This is a genomic window from Candidatus Margulisiibacteriota bacterium (assembly GCA_018822365.1).
Lineage (GTDB): Bacteria > Margulisbacteria > WOR-1 > O2-12-FULL-45-9 > XYB2-FULL-48-7 > XYB2-FULL-45-9.
In genome coordinates this window covers 1-17,050 of sequence record JAHJKL010000027.1, presented here as the reverse complement: position 1 = coordinate 17,050, position 17,050 = coordinate 1, and the positions used below count along the sequence as shown (strand labels likewise).

The following is a 17,050-nucleotide window of genomic DNA, read 5'->3' as shown; positions in this document are numbered from 1 at the left end:
TTATTTCTCCCTTTTTCCCGTCGAACCGAATCCGCCGGCGCCGCGCTCGGTAACCGACAGTTCTTCGACTTCATCAAAAACTATCCGCTCAAACTTGTTAATGATCATCTGGGCGATCCGGTCCCCCCGCTTGATCAGCAAATCATTTTTGCTGTGGTTCATCAGGATCACCCCAACCTCTCCCCGGTAGTCGGCATCCACTGTTCCCGGCGTGTTGAGGACCGAAACTCCCTGCTTGAGCGCCAAACCGGAGCGGGGCCGAACCTGCGCCTCATATCCTTCCGGCAAAGCGATCGCCAAACCAGTCGGGACCAGTTTCCATTCCCCCGACGGGATAACAACTTCCTTTTCAACCGCCGCGCAGAGGTCCATCCCCGCCGAATGATCAGTCATGTATTTGGGAAGCGGCAAACCCGACCCGTGGGGCAAAACCTTGACTTGAACTTTTAACATTTTAATTCCTTGAGCGGCAGTTCATCCAGGTCGGCAATAACGGTCAGAGAAAGCTCTTCGTTCCTAAAATACTGATTCGCCAATCTGACAATATCGTCAGGCTTGACCTTGTCGATCTCGGCAAAGATCTCGTCAACCGTCTGGATCCGGTCGTGATACAGCTCGGAGCGGGCCATAAAACCCATCCGGGAAGATGACGATTCCAGGCTCAAGACCATTGACCCTTTGATATATTCCTTGGCCCGGGTCATCTCCTCTTTGGTGATCCCCTCTTTTTTTAATTGTTTGTATTGTTCAATGATCAGCTCGATCACATAACCCAGAGTCTCTTTCCCGGTTCCGGCGTAAACATAAGAAAGGCCGAAATCGCGGAAAGGAGATGACGCGGTATAGATGGCGTAAGCCAAACCCCGCTTCTCCCTGACCTCCTGAAAGAGACGGGAACTCATGGTCCCCCCTAAAACATTGTCCATAATTGAATAGGCATACCTATCTTTGTCCCGATGGGAAGGCCCTTTGACCCCCAGGCAAAGATGGGCCTGTTCGGTCTTTTTCTTTTTAAGAAAAACATTAGCTTTGATCTCCGCCTTGGCCCCTTCATGCCTGAACTCTCCCCCGGATATCCCGCCAAAATACGGGAGCAGCAGGTCCATGGCATTTTTGGGAACCGCTCCGGCCAGTGAAACGATAATGTTGTTAGGGGTGTAGAGCCTTTGCCGGTATTTTTGAATATCTTCGCGGGCAATCGCCCCGACCGTTTCATTAAAACCGATAGTAGGCTTCCCTAAGGGATGCCCATGGAGGATCTTTTCCGCGAACAGGTCGTGGATCAGCTCGTCCGGGGTATCTTCGTACATCTTGATCTCTTCCAGGACAACCCCTTTTTCGGTTTCCATCTCCTTGGGATCAAAAATTGAATTAATGAACATATCCCCCAGCACATCAGCCGCTACCTCAAGGTGCTGGTCCAGGACAACCGCGTAATACATGGTCACTTCTTTGCTGGTATAAGCGTTCATTTTACCGCCGACCGAATCGAGGGCGTGGGCGATTTGGAAAGAGCTCCGTTTTGGGGTCCCTTTGAACATCATATGCTCAATAAAGTGGGAGATCCCCGCTTCCTGGTTGGTCTCGTTCCCGGAGCCGGCTCCAACCATGATCCCCATGGCAACCGAACGGATCGAGGGGATCTCTTCGGTTAAAACCCTGACCCCGTTTGGCAAAACTGTTTTTTTAGCGTTGGGAATAGTCATATTTATCCTTTATATAGCCCTTTTTTGGCAATATATCCGGCAACCACTTTTGGCACCAGGCGACCGGTCCCCCGCCCCTCTTTGATCCGGCGGCGGATATCCGAGGCGGAGATCGCCTCCTTGAGCTCGATCAGGTTCAATTTATCCGCTTCTTTCTGCAATGGAGGGAACTTCAGCAATCTCCTAAACGACCTGATCTTTGAACCCGGCCTCGTTCCGATGATAAATTCGCACAGCTTAAAAAGCTCAAGCGGTTTTCGCCAGGAAAGGAGCTCGTTGATCGAATCAAGCCCCATTATATAATAAAGCTTCGCGTTTGGCCCAAATAGTTTTTTTAAAGTTATAAAAGTATCGACCGCGTACGAATATCCCGGCCGGTCAAGCTCGATCCTGGAGAGATAATACTTCTTTTTCCCGCGGATCGCCATTTTGACCAGCCGATACCTGATCTCCTTGTCCAAAACCTCGCCCGGTTTTTTGTGGGGCGGCGTCCCGGAAGGGATAAAAATGATCCGTTCCAGCCGGAAGGCTTTTTTGGCTGCCGCCGCCAGAGCAAGATGTCCGCGGTGGATCGGATTAAAAGTCCCGCCCATAATACCGATCCGTTTTATTTTTTCCATCAGGCCCTGATCTGTCCGTTCCCTTCGATCACATACTTATACGAGGTCAGCTCCCGGAGTCCCATGGGGCCGCGGGCGTGGAGTTTTTGGGTCGAGATCCCGATCTCGGCCCCAAAACCAAATTCAAAGCCATCGGTAAACCGGGTCGAAGCGTTGGCGTAGACCGCCGCCGCGTCGACTTCGGCAGAAAACTTGCGCAACGCTTCTTTATCCTTACTAATAACTGTTTCAGAGTGTTTCGTCCCATATTTGTTAATATGAGCGATCGCTTCTTCAACCCCTGCCACCACTTTGACCGCCAGGACCAACCCCAAATATTCGGTCCCCCAATCTTCTTCGGTCGCCGCCTTGATCCCCGAAATGATCTGCCTGGTTTTGTCACAGCCGCGCAATTCAACATAAGCGGCATCAAGCTTCTCTTTGATCATAGGGAGGAATTTACCGGCGACCGCTTCGTCGACCAGCAGGGTTTCGATCGCGTTGCAGACCGACGGACGGGAGACCTTGGCGTTATTGACTATTTCAACGGCTATTTTCAGGTCGGCTGTTTTTTCTACGTAAGCATGGCAGTTCCCTTCGCCGGTCTCGATCACCGGAACGGTCGACTTTTGCACGACGGTTTGGATCAGGTTCTTGCCGCCGCGCGGGATCAGGACATCAACATATTCTCTGGCCCGCATCAGCTCTTCCGCTGACGAGCGTTCGGTATCTTCGATCAGCTGGACAGCCCCATCGGGGATCCCGGCCGAGTAAGCCGCTTCGGCAATGATCCTGGCTAATTCTAGATTGGACCGAATAGCGTCAGAGCCGCCGCGCAATATTACCGCGTTCCCCGCTTTGAGGCAGAGGGCGGCGGAATCAACGGTCACATTTGGCCTTGCTTCGTAAATAATGCCAATTACACCGAGCGGTACGCGGACTTTTTTGATCTTTAGCCCATTGGGACGCTTCCACTCGCCAATAACCTCTCCTACCGGGTCAGGAAGCCCTTTGACAACGTTTAACCCATCGGCCATCGCTTTGATCCGTTTCCCGTCAAGGGCCAGCCGGTCGAGCAGCGCAGTTGATATGTTTTTCTTTTCCCCAGCTTCAAGGTCAAGAGAATTAGCTTTAAGAATATATTCTGCGTTGGCTGCCAGCGCTTCGGCCATTTTGGCAAGGGCATAATTCTTGGTATTTTCAGAGGTAACGGCTAATTTTCGCGAGGCATTTTTTGCTTTCTGGCCTATATTTTCGAGTGACATGAAGATATTATAACACAATCATTGGTTCCCGTATTAACGCATTCGAGTTGATAATTCGTGATTAATTAACGATCGTCAGCTTAAACTTGCCGAGGAGCCGCCCTTCGTCCCTGGCGACAATGGTCCCGACGTAGATGGCGTTACCGGCCTTATACCCCTGATCGGTGGTCCCGTCCCAGGTTACTTTGTTAACGCCGGCCGAGCCCCCTTCTGTTGCCGCGGGGAGAACAAAATGCTTGATCCTGGTCCCGTCTACCCCAATAATATAGATCTCGATATTGGCATCGGCAGACAAGCCGTATTGGATGGTAACCGTTTTATGCCGCGGGATACTGTATGGGCTTGGGTAGGTCAGCGGCGTGCCGACCAGTCGGAGAGGCCCCCCCATAACTTCAACAGTGGAATAGCTGGTCATAGTAGCCTGGAGGCCGCCGGAAGCGGCGGTCTTGGCCGAGACGGCGAAAGTGTGAACGCCGTCGGTCAGCGGTTCGGCGACCGTATATTTCAGGCTCAAGGCGCGGATCGATTCGGTTGCCGAGGCCAAAGTCTTGCTGGTCACCGATGACGCTTCCATCTGGAAGGTCTTGGGGCTGGTTGACTGCGGGTCCAAAATTATCTGGTAATCGCTGACATTATCGGAAAGGGTATGCGGCTCGCTGACCGACAGGTCAACTTTGATCGTCGGATTGGGAGAGACGACGAACGGATCACCTTTGGCGACCAGAGCCGGCTGGTAGAGCCGATTGCCGAACCAGATCTTCATCCCCATTTCAGCTCCACCGGTTGGGGCGTTTATCCCGCCGCCTAAAATCAATGTTAGGTCTACCTGATCCCACCCACTGCCGGAAATTGCCACATCGGTCGGATTAGCGCCATAATTATCGGTCCCTTTTTCGGTCGCGACCTTATATGTCTTGCCAACCGTTAAAACCGCCGGCCAGATCGACATGGCGTTGACCATGAACTTGGTGCCAAAAATGGTGGTGGTGACATAATTTCCGTTAGCCAGCTCGGTTTCGTTCTCAAAGAAGTAAACGACCCGGCCATCGGCCAAAACATCTCCCCCCGCACCGGTCTTGGTGTCAGGGCAATTACCGACCACCCAATAACCGGGGGTCATGAACTTGAGTTGCGCGGCAGGCGTTGCCACCTGCGCAAAGGCAAGACCAACCAGACAATTGGCTAAAAATAAAGAAATAATTGCAAATCCGGTTATTTTTTTCATTATTATGATGCTCCCAAACGTTTCTTTGTAAAGCCAACTATTTCGCCGGCTATTTGCAACGCTTCATCGGCCTGATCTTTTCCTGGCAATCCTTCCGGCAATGAACCAACAACAGCATCCGGATACATTTTCTCTCTCATCATTATCTGCGCCGCGGAAAGGTCCTCATCGGCATAGAATAGCCAGTTAACAACCTCTTCAGGCAGACTTTGATTCATAAATAATTTTCCCTTTTTCTTCTATTTCGTTCCTAATGAATGTCCTGTTGTTAATAAGTTTTATGTACTCGCCTGGCGTATAAAACAAGATATCCATCCCCACCAAGCGACTGGAAATGCCGGAGACTTCCTTCATTCTCTCCCAAAAGCCGCTTTTCGATTCCGCTATCATTAAAACATCGATATCACTTTTCTCGTTTACCTTGCCGCCAGCCATTGAGCCAAACAAAACAATCTTTTTCGGTTGATATTTTTGCTTTGCCTTATCAACAAAGCTGTTTAACTCTTTTTCCAACAGTTCTTTTCTGCTCATTTTATTCCTATTTGCTCAAAGTCACGCTGCTGTCTGCGCCGACCGAGATATATAATGCTGTTCCGGCGGTCAAGGCCCCGTTCAGGTCAAAGCCGGGGGTCTGGAAGGTAACGTTGCCGGAGCCGTCAAACGTAGCGCCGCCTAACTTCTGTCCGACCGCGTCCCACACCGAGATGGCGGTCACGCCGCCAACCGCGGTCACAAGCTTTTGCACGCTATCAACCGCGACTGGAGTCCCGCCGTTGACCGCGACGTTCATTGAGCCGCCAAACGGCAAGCCCATTCCGTTGATCCCCGCTTTCAGCGCGTAGGTCACGGTCCCGCCACCGCCAACACCACCGCCACCAACAGTGTATTCTTTCTCTTCCCCCCAAGCATCCCCCCAAGGGTTACCATGCATTGCCTGAAAAATATAGGTTGTACCAGCACTAACCTGTGAAGAAGGTAATGAAAGCGTTGCCTCAGTTTGTCCTGCAAGATCCGTTGCTGGCTTTGCTGTCCCTTTTATCCACATTTTCCATGCATACTTAGTTAATTCCCTAAGACCATCAGTGGCTGTCGGCTGGCCAGAATACACTTTTAGTGTCGCCGATGGGGAAGAACCATCGGTCAAAGTAACAGTACTTTCTTCAAATTTAGTTATTTTCGGCCCATATGGGGCAGCTGCCTTATAATTTGTCGTTATGACTGGATCATCCCATCGTTTAAGAATCGTAGCTGAATCTGTATTTGTTGGGCCATAAAAGCCATAATATGAATCTGGCCCCGGAGTTCCCTTCCAAGCCTTCATATAGATATTAGTATTTAAAGCCGATTCTTGATCAGTAAAAACGGCAATCCCCGAGCTGTTTGTAGTATACGTTTTATACAATGTTCCAGAATAATATGGGGAAGCTACTGGTGAGGGGGTAGCAGTACTATTCCCATAGATTAGCACAACTGGCGTATTGTTCACTGATGCTCCGCTAAGATCCTTGACAACTGGGTTTTTTATCGTTAATTGCGCAAAAGCACTATTTGCGAAAAAAGCTAGAACAAATAATACAGCTACCCTCCTTAACAATCGGTTTTTATATTTCCACATAATATTTTCCCCCTTATTCAAGATGTTCATTTTTTCACCATAGTGCTCCAGTCAAAGGTTCCATTCAAATTATAATACCAAAATCCTTTGCCCGGTTTTACCCACAAATCAGACTTCCAATTTCCACTATCAACATAAGTTCCAGTATATGTTTGATTAAAGTTGTCAAATATCAATATTTCAGAGCCAGCTAAGGGATCCAGGCCAGACAAGGTTAAGGCCGCCCCTTGCGGATGGGGTAAGGCAATTTTATTATTTTTTTTCGGCCCAAAAATCGTGCAGCTAACTGCTAGTCCTTTTTTGGGAACATTGCCAACAATGGTCATAACAATATCGCTACCGGTGATCGGGTTATAAATCCAAATCCCATCCCCCTGCGATAAAGTTATCGCCGTCCCCTTCCAGCCGCTGTCATAATAACCGCCAGCATATTGCTGGGTGCTGCTGTCAAACTTTAAATATTCAATGTCTTTTTGTTGCAAAGTCGTTGACAAAACATCGTCTATTTTACCTGAAGAAACAACAAATGGAATACCAATCGCGTTGTTTTTCTTACTGCCGTAAGCAACAACGATTAGCTTGCCAACTGCCGGCGCAGAACTAAAGGCAGCAAGATCGGCCCCGGTAGGCGGATTGGTTGCGCCAAGATATGCTTTATAGTAAACCTCAACACTTCCTGATCCAACTTGTTTCTCATGAACCAAAGTATTAGGTATTAGAGGATCAACCTTAAAAGAGCCTAATTCCGCTGGTAATCCACCCAAAACAGTTGTCCCGTCAAAAGCTCTAACCCATTTCGCGTCATAATCGCTAACATATAGTCCATTGCCATCCCCGGTCCTCGCATAAATATTGGGGGGGGTTAAAAATATTTTTGTATCCCATGCTATAAGAATATTAGAATCTTTTGTATCCCCCGCCCTAAATATTGTCAAGCCTGATGTTTCGCCGGACGGGGTTAAGCCCGCTCCTTCTACTAAGGTGGTCAAAGATTCAGCTATATTTTTATAGCCGCTGTTAATATCCGCCTGAGAAAGGTCGACTGCGGTCTCGTTGATCCCCCAGCTCCGTTTTACTCCACCGACGGTAAACTCCTTCTTCTCCACCCCGAAATAATAGGTCGCCGCGGCCAGCGGTGTAAGGCTTAAGTCTTCCAGGGCGTTGATTGAGAAGTTGCCGCTGGCATCGGAGCTGGCGACCGCGTAGTCAAAGGTCGGGACAAAGCCATTACCCGGCGCCTTGTAAAAGTAGAGCTTAAAGCCGTCGAGGGTCGGCGGAAGAGAGCTCGCGTCCTTCTGCAGGGCGCCGTTGACCCAGTAGGCGACCGGGTATGGGGTCGGCGACTGGGCGGCGGTTGCCGCCAGCGGCAGGCAGGCCGCCAACAACAGGACCAATAATATATTTTTAGCCAACTTTGCCATTCCTAATTCCTTTTTATTTAACCGTTCCAGTCAGCTTGTAAGTAAGCACATTGTCATATTTGACCGTTACCTGGTAGGAGCGTCCTTTATCCAGCGCGGCGCCAGTTATCGCGGCAATGTTTGCCGCCCCGGTGTATTTGGACGAGGCGTCAATATTCCCCGCGCTATAAACAATCCCGGTCAGACCGACATGGGTCTGGGTCGTTTCATCATACCAGCCGAAAACCGTGACCGCGTCGGTATTGGCCGGGTTAGCCGCGACGTAAGCGGCATTGATACTCTTGATCAAACTGTCCACGGTTGTAATAACGGCGGTGGCCTCATCGGTCACGCCGCTCGCAAAATTAAACGGCAGAGAAATGGTGTTGATGCCACTCTTGCCGACCGGCTTGGTCAGATTATAAATAATAGTGATCGGGCCGCCGATCCCATCGCCAGCTGGGATAGTAAATTTGAATCCTGGACTGGGGGTTGGTCCCGCACCAATGCCATTCGTCGCGATAGCTCTAGCAAAATATTCCCCTCCCATCAAATAATAAGGGTTAAGAGCGTCGTTTTCCTGGATACTGCCAGACGAGTAAGGCGGCTTCTTTATTGTCCAGTCAGGAGCTCCCCCAACACTCTTTGTTATTTCGTAAGCTATCGATGTGTAATAAATATAAGTGTCATCCGATGAGTCTTTTATATATCCCCCCGAGGCATTCGTCGGAGTAACGACAAAAGAAGGCAAATATTTGCCTCCTGTATAAGTCAGGGCGTAGCTACCGACCGAAACATCAACGGCCGGAGGGGCGGCTAATTTTCTATTACAAGTAATTGAAGAAATCGCATCTTCTTTTTGGTTGTCACCCGCGGCTGATGTAGATAACTGGCTCGTCTCTCCATAAGTCTTTCCTTGCGCCGCCCCATCTGGCCAAATCCTTAAAAATATTGGCTGTGAGTCGCCTAATCCATATGAGTATTCAAACTCACCATCCCCTTTGCCGCCGTCACCAATTTGGCCGGAATAAACAACTGTTTGGCCAGCCTTTACTTCGCCATTATTGCCTGGGGCGGAAATGGCACCAGTAACCACTTGCACAACATCATTTGGTGCTGTCGTTGGTATTTTCGTTGTCCCATTTTTCTGATATGCGAAATTCGGGTTTTTTAAATGGAAATAATAACCCGTAGCATTGACCATTGACGAAGTGAGCCCTATAACAGCAACCAATAACCCTATTTTCACCCAACTTTTATTCATTGTTTTTTTCATGTTTCTCTCCTTTTCCTAATAAACCGGACTCAATGTCCAATTAAACCCGCTACTTGTATTAGAATCGCCCTTTCTATACGTATACCCAATTGTCGGCACAAACTGAAAACTAGTTAGCCCCAGCTGTTGCCAACCAGTCGTGCTCAAGTACATTGTAACCCATCCGGTCCCATTCCAAAGATTGATCTGGTCAGCGTTTGCTGGCGTATCATTAGCAACCGCTCCGGAGCTGGCAAATCCCGCATTATCTAGAGTGTACGTTTTGGGAAAGGGGTGGGCAAATATTGTATATTTTGTTATTGCCAAATTTTTAAAGTTGCTGGCAATACTAAATTGGTCCTGCTTGACATCTCCAACAATAGTAATAAAGGATGGAACTTGTCCGGCTCTGCCAGGGACCCTTAATGAATAACCTTCGCCAAAAGAGAATTTATATGAAGCCCCGCTTAATAACACATACCCATCGACAGCAGATTTGTAGTACAAGGAATTCCAGCCAGTTCCATGCCATTGCAGGATTTGGTCGGCATCAGCAGGAGTCGCGTTCGCCTGCAATTGATCACCAATAATATTCTTCCATTCAATGCTTTTTGGAATTAAAGGCATTGAAAATCTGGTAAATTTCAAAGTAGTTCCCTTATACAGCGGGAGATCAACCTTGCCAAGTGTTCTTGAGTTGTTAAGTGGATTTAAAATTTCTGCTTGAACTGTTCCAGCTGGAACAATTCGATAATACGCGTTATTCCCATCCATTACCTTTACCGCATTGCCCGCCTGCCAACCGGTCACCCCATCACTTAGATTTTGTCCTGACGGTGCCGGCTGCCAATCATTTGTATTAGAAGACATTTCTTTATAGGTCCCTTGCAACCACCAAATATCGGCCGCAACTATTCCAGAACCTGACTTATATCCCCAAGTTATTTTTATGTTCGAATCTTTATCATCTGTCACGCGAATAATATCCGTTCCCTGGATTAGTCCGGTATCAACAATTCCGCCTCCCGCCAGCGCGAAGTTTACCCAGGTAACCTGATTGGCAACTAATGGCGACGTATTTTTATTGGCGGAATCGTAAGAAACAGCGCTACAGGCAACGCCAACCGTTGATCCCGCCGCAAAATCCCCAGGGAAGAGGTATGCCCCATCAGCTCCGCTGACAGTTGATTTCCCATTCGAATCTTCCGACAACAGCGCCCCTGCGATAGGATCGCCATTAGCTTCAGCGGTCACCACCCCGGCAATCTGACTGGCGCCTTCCAGCGGTCCGCCGCCCACGACCAGATTGAGGTCGATTGTCAGATAGCCGTTGTCCCAGATCGCGGTCGCCGCTTCAGCGGTGCCGTAATCGTCCGGATTCTGCCTTTTAACCCCGACAATGAAAGCCGGTTTGCCGCCGATTTCCACCCAGTTGTCGTTCTTATGATAAAAGTAAAGTTCGTAAGTGTTTATTGTAAAATTGCCCGAACCATCGGGGATAACCGAAATTACTTTCGTGTCTGAATAATCTTTGGCGTATAAAATAACCGGGCGGCCGTTCAGCTGGCCGGGGTTCAAAACCTTCCCGGTTACCCAGTAAAACGGCATGGTCGGCGCCTGGGGGTCGGCGGCGATGGCTACGCCGGTTAAGGCCGCTATCGCGATCATCGTTATAATTAACTTTTTAATCAACCTAGATTCTCCTAAATTATCCAAAAACTCTCACTAAGAATGCGCCGGATAAAGATGATTTTCAAGCCGATCCTTTAAGCCATCAACTTTTTTATCAACTTGCTTAACATCATAATCAAGCATTTTGTAATAAAGATCCAGTTTTTGATCGACTTTGCCGACTTCGGTCCTAATCTCCTGCCGCAGGCTTGTTTCGACATTGTCGATTTTCCCGCCAAGCCCCTGCCGCAACTCTTCTCTGGCCTCCTCGAGCTTTTTTTCTAGCCGGGAAACGACCTCGTTATTCCCGTCAACAATCAGCTTTTCAATTTTTTCTAAAACATCGTTCATTTTTTTATCCTTCATTTTCCACCCCTTCCACTCCCCTCTGCCTCCTGCCTCAGCCTAATCCCTTTCTTCCCCCTTCTCCCGCCCTCTGCCCCGCCTTCTCTCCCGCCTTTCCCCTTCCATCCCGTCTCACCTATCCCGTGTCCCGTATATCCGTATCTCCTATTCCAATCTCCCCCTACTGCGTGTTCTTGATGATCATATCAAATTTAGCGGGCGGATTATTGGAACCATTTTTCCCGATGTAAACCTGGTATCCTACTCCTTGTTTAATTGGGATCGCTTTTAAGGCATTAACCTGGCTCGTTAAAAGACCAGGCCCACTACATGTCACTAATACTCCACCATCTTTTTGTTCGTTTGATTTCCATTGGCCAAAGCTTGATGTATAAAAAAGATATTGAGTGCCTGACGGCAAATATGTCTTAGCGGCGCTATTTATCGCTTGCAGTAATTCATAAGCATTTGAAATGCCATTCAGCGTCATATTCTTCTGATATGTCGCACTAAAAGGATTGTTATCATACGCGTACCACTTTCCATCCTTATCCGGCGGTATCGGCATGGAGAAGAAGTTGATCCCCGGGCCGTCGCTGGCGACCTGTGATTCGAAGGTCAGAGGATAAGAGAGGGGGCCGCCGGCGCCACCTCCACTATAAATATGCGATTCAATTTTGCTAGAAGTATCACCAAAGTCGTTGTAGTAAGTAACCTGGAAATAATAAGTACCAGCTGATGGATTAGTAAGCGTCATATTCTGCGTCGCTGGCCCGTCGGTTGTCGGAGGAGAAGCAGTGCCATATTTCCAGGAATATTTGGAAATCGGAATGACCGAACCATCCGCCTCATCGGTCGCGGCGGAATAAGCGGTCAGGCTTGATTCGGTGCCATCACCTACAATGCTGGTCAACGAATCGCTGAATTTAGTGATCAATGGAGTGCTCGGAACCGTCGCTTTATTGTTTGTTTGGCCGGTAATGTCCCAGGTTGTCGTTGGGTCAAAAGTGTTCCAGCCATTCCCGGTCGGGAACGAGAATGATTTAACAAGGTAGTAGCCATCTTTGCCTACTATCGTATCCCAAATCATAGCGTATATAACCGATCCGGCAGTCGGGTCATTAAATTGAACATATTGTTTGCCGGTTGTTGTTTGGCTAAGGTCAACCATCGCGCCATCTTCTTTAAATTTGAGAACGCCTCCGGAAACTGACGGGATCAATTTTTTACTATTATCAGGGTTATAGGCGTATATTTCAACATCATCACCATTCGGCAAACCAGTTGTTTTATTTAACGGATCTTTAGCTCCAGTCTGCAAGTAAAATCTTACTCCATTCGCCGGAGTGGAAAGAGGGGTTGTCGCCGGTGGCGTTTTTCCATGAATTGTAATGCCATTGCCTAAAACATTAAAACTAACAGCGCCAGCTAAGCCAGAGAGGGAAAACACAAGTAGAAGTATTAACATCCCTCCTTTTACAGATTTTTTTATTATCATATCCATCAACTCCTTCATTGTTACTGCCATCTTTGCCAAATAAATTGCGATCCCGATCTCGTATATAAATATCCGTATGGGGGCTTGAGCGTACCGATGACTGCCGGTGGGGGGCTATTAACCGGATCAACGCCGGAACGCCATTCCAAATTGCCGCTGTTATTGTATAAAACAGCATACGCATAATCTGGCGCCGCGGCAGAGGTTTTCATGTAGAGGCCATCACCGTCAGCCCCACCATCTGTAATTACACTTGTTTGGCTAAGCCCTATCATTCTAGGAAATAGTGCCCCCACATGTGTTCCTCCGCCACCCCAAATCGTAACGGCGATCGGTTGGTTCAGCTGTTCACTGGCGTTTACTCCGCCGATTGCGGTAAAAACCTTATTTGCGCCAACGTAAATAAGATTACCATATCTCGGATCAAAATTAATGTCCGCAGACAAACCGGTAGTCTGGCTCACCCACTGGCCATTATTGTAAATTGCTCCTTTATAGTTTGGACCAGCACTTGTTTTCAAAAAGGCCAGGTCTCCATTTTGCCAAACCGGAGAAGCAGGGCCTAACGCCTCGCCGATTATCGAATTTGGATAATTGAATGGGAGAGAAACCAGGCTAGTCCCTTTTTGAAGAGAAATGTTCATCTTCCCAACCGCCCAGGCGGACTCTAATATCTGCGCAACTGTGTTAGCGCCTTTTGTTTTTGTCAAATCATCCAAGCCTTTTTCTGTCGCTTTATAATAGATCTCCGGCAATCCATCGCCAACCTGTGCAGCATGAAGGAAGAAACCCTCCGAATTCGTGGTTAGCTTAGTAGTAAATACCGACCATTTGTTTGTCGCGGTTGTATTGACGTAACTGCCGCTCCCGTTACCGTCAGAAAGCGCCCAGATCACTGGTTTATCAGGATAAGCATCATTGTCCCAGCTCAATTTGATGTCTTTTTTGTTAACATCACGCGAAATAAAGAGTTGGATCGCACCGGGAAGGGGGAGAACGGGGCCCTTGCCGTATTCAATTTTTAGTTGAACAGTTTCAAAGCCGTTACCGGTAATATTCACTTTTACTTCTGCCGCGCCATAATTATCCCCCCCCTGGGACTCAGGAACGCGCGGTACCGCGGCGTAATAATCATATTGCGGGTCAATCACTAGTTTACCATTATCGTAAATATTGAAAATAAATTTACCACTTTTTTGCGGGTTCCCTGTCCCACTGCTATCAAACTCGATCGGAGCGAGGATGTACGAACCGGGCAATGTCCGATAAAACACTACCTTTCGATGTTGAATTAAAGTGCTGGCAGAGTGACCAGGGTCATTAATACCTGGAATCGTTGTCCCTTTTAACCAATACATAGCGTTGAATACCGGCGGCTCGGCGGCAAAAGCGGGGATCGCCGCCGCGACCATGATCAACAATAATATTATTAAGCTAAGTTTTTTCATTTTTTTCAACTTCAGAATAGATTCTTTCCGGAGCGATATCCAACCCATCGGGCCAGCAGATCGTCCCCAGGTCCGGGTTGACATAAAAGCTCTTCAAGTAATTCAAATCGTTCAACTTCGAGAAAACGCCTTTATGATCAAGGTATTTTCGCAAGCTGAAAATCCCCTCCCGGCCATTTTCGAATTTAATCTTCAACTTAAAGTCCCCCAGATATTGAGCGTCAATTATATCAATTAACATTTTATTTTAAAGGCTCGATCGGCAACAGCGCCTTATGTTCTCCGGCCAACTCCCAGTTTTTTAAGAGCTCCTGTTTATGCGTCAGAGCCCATTCGATAACAAAACCCAGCGCTCTTGGCGGCAGGCTTCCTTCCGTAATTTTCAACTCATTGATGTCGATGACCGCCTTATTTCCTTCATATCTGGCGTGAAAATGCGGCGGATTATGATCATCATAAAAAACCGCTATCACTATTCCAAAAAACCTGCTTATTTCAGGCATTCGTTTCCTCCATAAAGGTTCTTCACAATTCTCCCTATTTGCCTTGTTCCTTATCCATTTTAAAGACGTTGACATCCTTTGAAACGCTGATCTGATAAACAATATTTTTCAAGGCTTCCGCCCCGTTGCCGCTGGTCCCGGTTGACCCGGTCCAGGTCGAGCCATCAATAGTATATCCTTCCATTCTTTGGGTCTCTACCCCGTTGACGGTGACTTCGTTATTCCACCAGCCGATCGATTTAACGGTCCCTGGTTCGGCAAAATCATCTATCGCTTCCGCCAGGCCTTTAACGGTCCGGTTTGTAAATGTCGTATCAGTCGTTGTCTGTAGTTTCCCGGTGAAATAAATAGTCGCGTTCTGGTCGGTGGTATTCATCACATAAGCAAACTGGTTAACCCCCAGGTCGGTGGTTTTCTTCAGGTTAATCTCCATATGATCAGCAACGGCGCCGGAGGGGCCGACGCCTCCCGCAGGTATCGTGAATACTTTATTCGGGCCAAATGCCCCGGTTCCGATACTTGAATTTGTCGCGCTGGCATGAACAGCGTAAGTATCCCCTTTTTTGTAAAAGGGATCGGTAAGCGAATTTTCACTAATTGATCCCGAGGCATATGTTTTTATTATATTTGTTTGGCTTGCTGTCCAATTTACCACACCACCCGGGGCTTTACATATTTCATACGAAATTGAATCATAAGCATACTTGATATTATCCTTATCCAACACATATTTTATTGAGCCAACAGCCCCGATATTCGTGGGAGTAACGGTAAAAGCGGGGAGATAATCACCCAAAGAGTCGTTATAAGTTAAAATATAATTTCCAACATTACAGATTATTCCGGGCGGCACCGACAATTTCCAATCACAAACGATTGCCGCTATATCATCAGGATCTGGATTCGCACCTGGCGCCGAGGTCGTTTGCTGTCCGCTTTGACCGTACATTTTATCCGCCCCAATTCCACTAGGCCATACTCTCACATAGTATGGCGTCAATGCTCCCTGCACTACTCCATAGTAAAATTGTCCAGCCAAAAGATCGTTTGTCGCGCCATCAAAACCAACAAACCCTTTTACCACTTCTGTTTGACCGCCAGCAAGCGCTCCGCCAGCTCCGGGAGCGGAAATCGCACCCGTTACAACCTGCACCACTGATCCATTGCTTTGGCCGGCGGGAACCTTTGTCGTGCCATCATTATTAAATATAAAGTTGGTATTCACGTCGCCAAGTAGCCGCACATAAGCGCCATCAGCGAAAACTTGTCCACCGATCAGAATTACTAAAAGTCCAGCAAAAACTACTTCACCCCAGATCTTTAATTTGTTTTTTTCTTTCATGTTTATCTCCTTCATAATTGCAATTATGGATTCAACGTCCAGTTGAACCCGTTCGGACCTGTATTCGCGCCGCCCTTTAAATATGTGTAACCAATGCCGGGTGAAAATTCGAACGCACTCCCCGACAATTGTTGCCAGCCGGTCGTGCTCAAATATTTTATTGTCCAGCTATCACCGGTCCAAACCAAGATCTGATCAGATTTGGCCGGCGAATCGTTGGCAACCGCTCCTGATGGAGCGAAATTGGCCTCATTTAGCAATCGATATTTCGGGAACGGATTGGCAAAAATGGTGTAGGTATCTTTTGCCAAGTTTTTATAAGTATCCGCTATTTTAAATTGATCCGCTTTAACGGCTCCAACAACCGTAATGGGGGTTGTCGTTTGGCTGGCTCGTTTAATTATAAATGCCGCAAATCCTTCGCCAAATACCATTCCAAAAGGATCACCGCTTAGTGATGTCCAACCTTTTGTTGAATCCAAATAATAAACATTCCATTTTGATCCGCTCCATTCCAGTATTTGGTCCGCTTTACTCGGGGAAGCATCCGCGTGAAGTTGATTGCCGACCGCTTCATTCAGCTCATTATTGCTCACAATCAACGGGAAAGAAAATCTGGTATATTTGTCGCCGCTTGACGCCTTAAAGATTGGCACGTTCACCTTCCCCACCGCCGGGGCGACTTCAAAACATGTCTTGCCGGTGTAGAGCGGATCCTGGCAAGGGGTTGTCGGGGTCACGCCGGCTTGCAGTCCATAGTAATATGCCTCGCCGTGGTTGCTATATCCTGACGGAACCGCGGCTCCAACTTGTTTGTTATGATATAAAATTCCGGTTGCGACAGAGCCGGCATTAAACTGTCCGGCAATTGATGAATCGGCGTAAAGCTTCCAATCCGCGGGGACATTCTTCTGGAATTTCCCGGTCCCGTCGCCGGTCAAGACATAGATCTGCGCTCCCGGCGCTTTGGCGGCGTCCCAGCTTATTTTAATATTTTCGCCATCCCTGGCAATCGTCAGCGGCACCGTCCCCCAGGGGGCGTCGCCGATCTTAGTCCCGCCGCCCAGGCCAAAAAGGCCGGGAGTAAAGCTATACCCGCCACCTCCAACCTTCCCTCCAAACCAATCCCCTTTGGAATCTTTCAACATATAAGACTTGGCAGTATCCTGCATTACGGA

18 protein-coding genes are annotated in these 17,050 nt (G+C 48.1%); all 18 read right to left on the bottom strand.

Features of this window, described 5'->3' with window-relative positions; genetic code table 11:
* Positions 1-453 carry a dUTP diphosphatase gene (gene dut / locus KKF06_01590; protein ID MBU1616460.1) on the bottom strand — a complete coding sequence of 151 codons (453 nt, stop codon included), beginning with the start codon at positions 451-453 and terminating at the stop codon, positions 1-3.
* Complete coding sequence (locus tag KKF06_01585; protein MBU1616459.1) at positions 447-1,706, bottom strand: insulinase family protein; 1,260 nt, start codon at positions 1,704-1,706, stop codon at positions 447-449. Before KKF06_01585 ends, dut begins: the two co-directional genes overlap by 7 nt.
* Positions 1,707-1,708: 2 nt before the next feature.
* Positions 1,709-2,326, bottom strand: coding sequence for a nicotinate-nucleotide adenylyltransferase (gene nadD, locus KKF06_01580; GenBank protein ID MBU1616458.1), 618 nt, complete (start codon positions 2,324-2,326; stop codon positions 1,709-1,711).
* On the bottom strand, positions 2,326-3,570 hold the full coding sequence (locus KKF06_01575; GenBank protein MBU1616457.1) for a glutamate-5-semialdehyde dehydrogenase: 1,245 nt from the start codon (positions 3,568-3,570) through the stop codon (positions 2,326-2,328). The genes nadD and KKF06_01575 overlap by 1 nt, the downstream gene beginning before the upstream one ends.
* Positions 3,571-3,631: 61 nt before the next feature.
* The gene (locus KKF06_01570; protein ID MBU1616456.1) at positions 3,632-4,795 is read right to left on the bottom strand and encodes a hypothetical protein; all 1,164 of its coding nucleotides are present in this window, start codon (positions 4,793-4,795) and stop codon (positions 3,632-3,634) included.
* Positions 4,796-4,797: 2 nt separating this feature from the next.
* A complete protein-coding gene (locus KKF06_01565; protein MBU1616455.1) occupies positions 4,798-5,013 on the bottom strand; it encodes a hypothetical protein in 216 nt (71 codons plus the stop codon).
* Positions 4,994-5,308, bottom strand: coding sequence for a nucleotidyltransferase domain-containing protein (locus KKF06_01560; GenBank protein ID MBU1616454.1), 315 nt, complete (start codon positions 5,306-5,308; stop codon positions 4,994-4,996). The genes KKF06_01565 and KKF06_01560 overlap by 20 nt, the downstream gene beginning before the upstream one ends.
* A gap of 25 nt (positions 5,309-5,333) precedes the next feature.
* The gene (locus tag KKF06_01555; protein ID MBU1616453.1) at positions 5,334-5,726 is read right to left on the bottom strand and encodes a hypothetical protein; all 393 of its coding nucleotides are present in this window, start codon (positions 5,724-5,726) and stop codon (positions 5,334-5,336) included.
* A gap of 710 nt (positions 5,727-6,436) precedes the next feature.
* Positions 6,437-7,831 carry a hypothetical protein gene (locus tag KKF06_01550; GenBank protein MBU1616452.1) on the bottom strand — a complete coding sequence of 465 codons (1,395 nt, stop codon included), beginning with the start codon at positions 7,829-7,831 and terminating at the stop codon, positions 6,437-6,439.
* Between the two features lie 13 nt (positions 7,832-7,844).
* Complete coding sequence (locus KKF06_01545; protein ID MBU1616451.1) at positions 7,845-8,906, bottom strand: hypothetical protein; 1,062 nt, start codon at positions 8,904-8,906, stop codon at positions 7,845-7,847.
* A gap of 195 nt (positions 8,907-9,101) precedes the next feature.
* Positions 9,102-10,757, bottom strand: a complete 1,656-nt coding sequence (locus KKF06_01540) for a carboxypeptidase-like regulatory domain-containing protein (GenBank protein MBU1616450.1) — start codon at positions 10,755-10,757, stop codon at positions 9,102-9,104.
* A 33-nt stretch (positions 10,758-10,790) separates the two neighbouring features.
* Positions 10,791-11,102 (bottom strand): hypothetical protein, encoded by a 312-nt coding sequence (locus tag KKF06_01535; protein ID MBU1616449.1) that lies wholly within the window; start codon positions 11,100-11,102, stop codon positions 10,791-10,793.
* Between the two features lie 160 nt (positions 11,103-11,262).
* On the bottom strand, positions 11,263-12,549 hold the full coding sequence (locus KKF06_01530) for a hypothetical protein (protein MBU1616448.1): 1,287 nt from the start codon (positions 12,547-12,549) through the stop codon (positions 11,263-11,265).
* 50 nt (positions 12,550-12,599) lie between these two features.
* On the bottom strand, positions 12,600-14,036 hold the full coding sequence (locus KKF06_01525; GenBank protein ID MBU1616447.1) for a hypothetical protein: 1,437 nt from the start codon (positions 14,034-14,036) through the stop codon (positions 12,600-12,602).
* Positions 14,014-14,223, bottom strand: coding sequence for a DUF2442 domain-containing protein (locus KKF06_01520; GenBank protein MBU1616446.1), 210 nt, complete (start codon positions 14,221-14,223; stop codon positions 14,014-14,016). Before KKF06_01520 ends, KKF06_01525 begins: the two co-directional genes overlap by 23 nt.
* 46 nt (positions 14,224-14,269) lie before the next feature.
* On the bottom strand, positions 14,270-14,530 hold the full coding sequence (locus tag KKF06_01515; protein ID MBU1616445.1) for a DUF4160 domain-containing protein: 261 nt from the start codon (positions 14,528-14,530) through the stop codon (positions 14,270-14,272).
* A 34-nt stretch (positions 14,531-14,564) separates the two neighbouring features.
* Positions 14,565-15,872 carry a hypothetical protein gene (locus KKF06_01510; protein ID MBU1616444.1) on the bottom strand — a complete coding sequence of 436 codons (1,308 nt, stop codon included), beginning with the start codon at positions 15,870-15,872 and terminating at the stop codon, positions 14,565-14,567.
* Between the two features lie 23 nt (positions 15,873-15,895).
* A partial coding sequence (locus KKF06_01505; protein MBU1616443.1) for a hypothetical protein occupies positions 15,896-17,050 on the bottom strand: 1,155 nt, incomplete at its 5' end.

Excerpts from the sequence above, each read along its gene's own strand:
- KKF06_01585 (MBU1616459.1), bottom strand. The coding sequence starts at position 1,706 with ATGACTATTCCCAACGCTAAAAAAACAGTTTTGCCAAACGGGGTCAGG.
- KKF06_01575 (MBU1616457.1), bottom strand. The coding sequence starts at position 3,570 with ATGTCACTCGAAAATATAGGCCAGAAAGCAAAAAATGCCTCGCGAAAA.
- KKF06_01530 (MBU1616448.1), bottom strand. The coding sequence starts at position 12,549 with ATGTTAATACTTCTACTTGTGTTTTCCCTCTCTGGCTTAGCTGGCGCT.
- KKF06_01565 (MBU1616455.1), bottom strand. The coding sequence starts at position 5,013 with ATGAATCAAAGTCTGCCTGAAGAGGTTGTTAACTGGCTATTCTATGCC.
- KKF06_01535 (MBU1616449.1), bottom strand. The coding sequence starts at position 11,102 with ATGAAGGATAAAAAAATGAACGATGTTTTAGAAAAAATTGAAAAGCTG.
- dut (MBU1616460.1), bottom strand. The coding sequence starts at position 453 with ATGTTAAAAGTTCAAGTCAAGGTTTTGCCCCACGGGTCGGGTTTGCCG.
- nadD (MBU1616458.1), bottom strand. The coding sequence starts at position 2,326 with ATGGAAAAAATAAAACGGATCGGTATTATGGGCGGGACTTTTAATCCG.
- KKF06_01515 (MBU1616445.1), bottom strand. The coding sequence starts at position 14,530 with ATGCCTGAAATAAGCAGGTTTTTTGGAATAGTGATAGCGGTTTTTTAT.
- KKF06_01570 (MBU1616456.1), bottom strand. The coding sequence starts at position 4,795 with ATGAAAAAAATAACCGGATTTGCAATTATTTCTTTATTTTTAGCCAAT.
- KKF06_01510 (MBU1616444.1), bottom strand. The coding sequence starts at position 15,872 with ATGAAAGAAAAAAACAAATTAAAGATCTGGGGTGAAGTAGTTTTTGCT.
- KKF06_01555 (MBU1616453.1), bottom strand. The coding sequence starts at position 5,726 with ATGCATGGTAACCCTTGGGGGGATGCTTGGGGGGAAGAGAAAGAATAC.
- KKF06_01550 (MBU1616452.1), bottom strand. The coding sequence starts at position 7,831 with ATGGCAAAGTTGGCTAAAAATATATTATTGGTCCTGTTGTTGGCGGCC.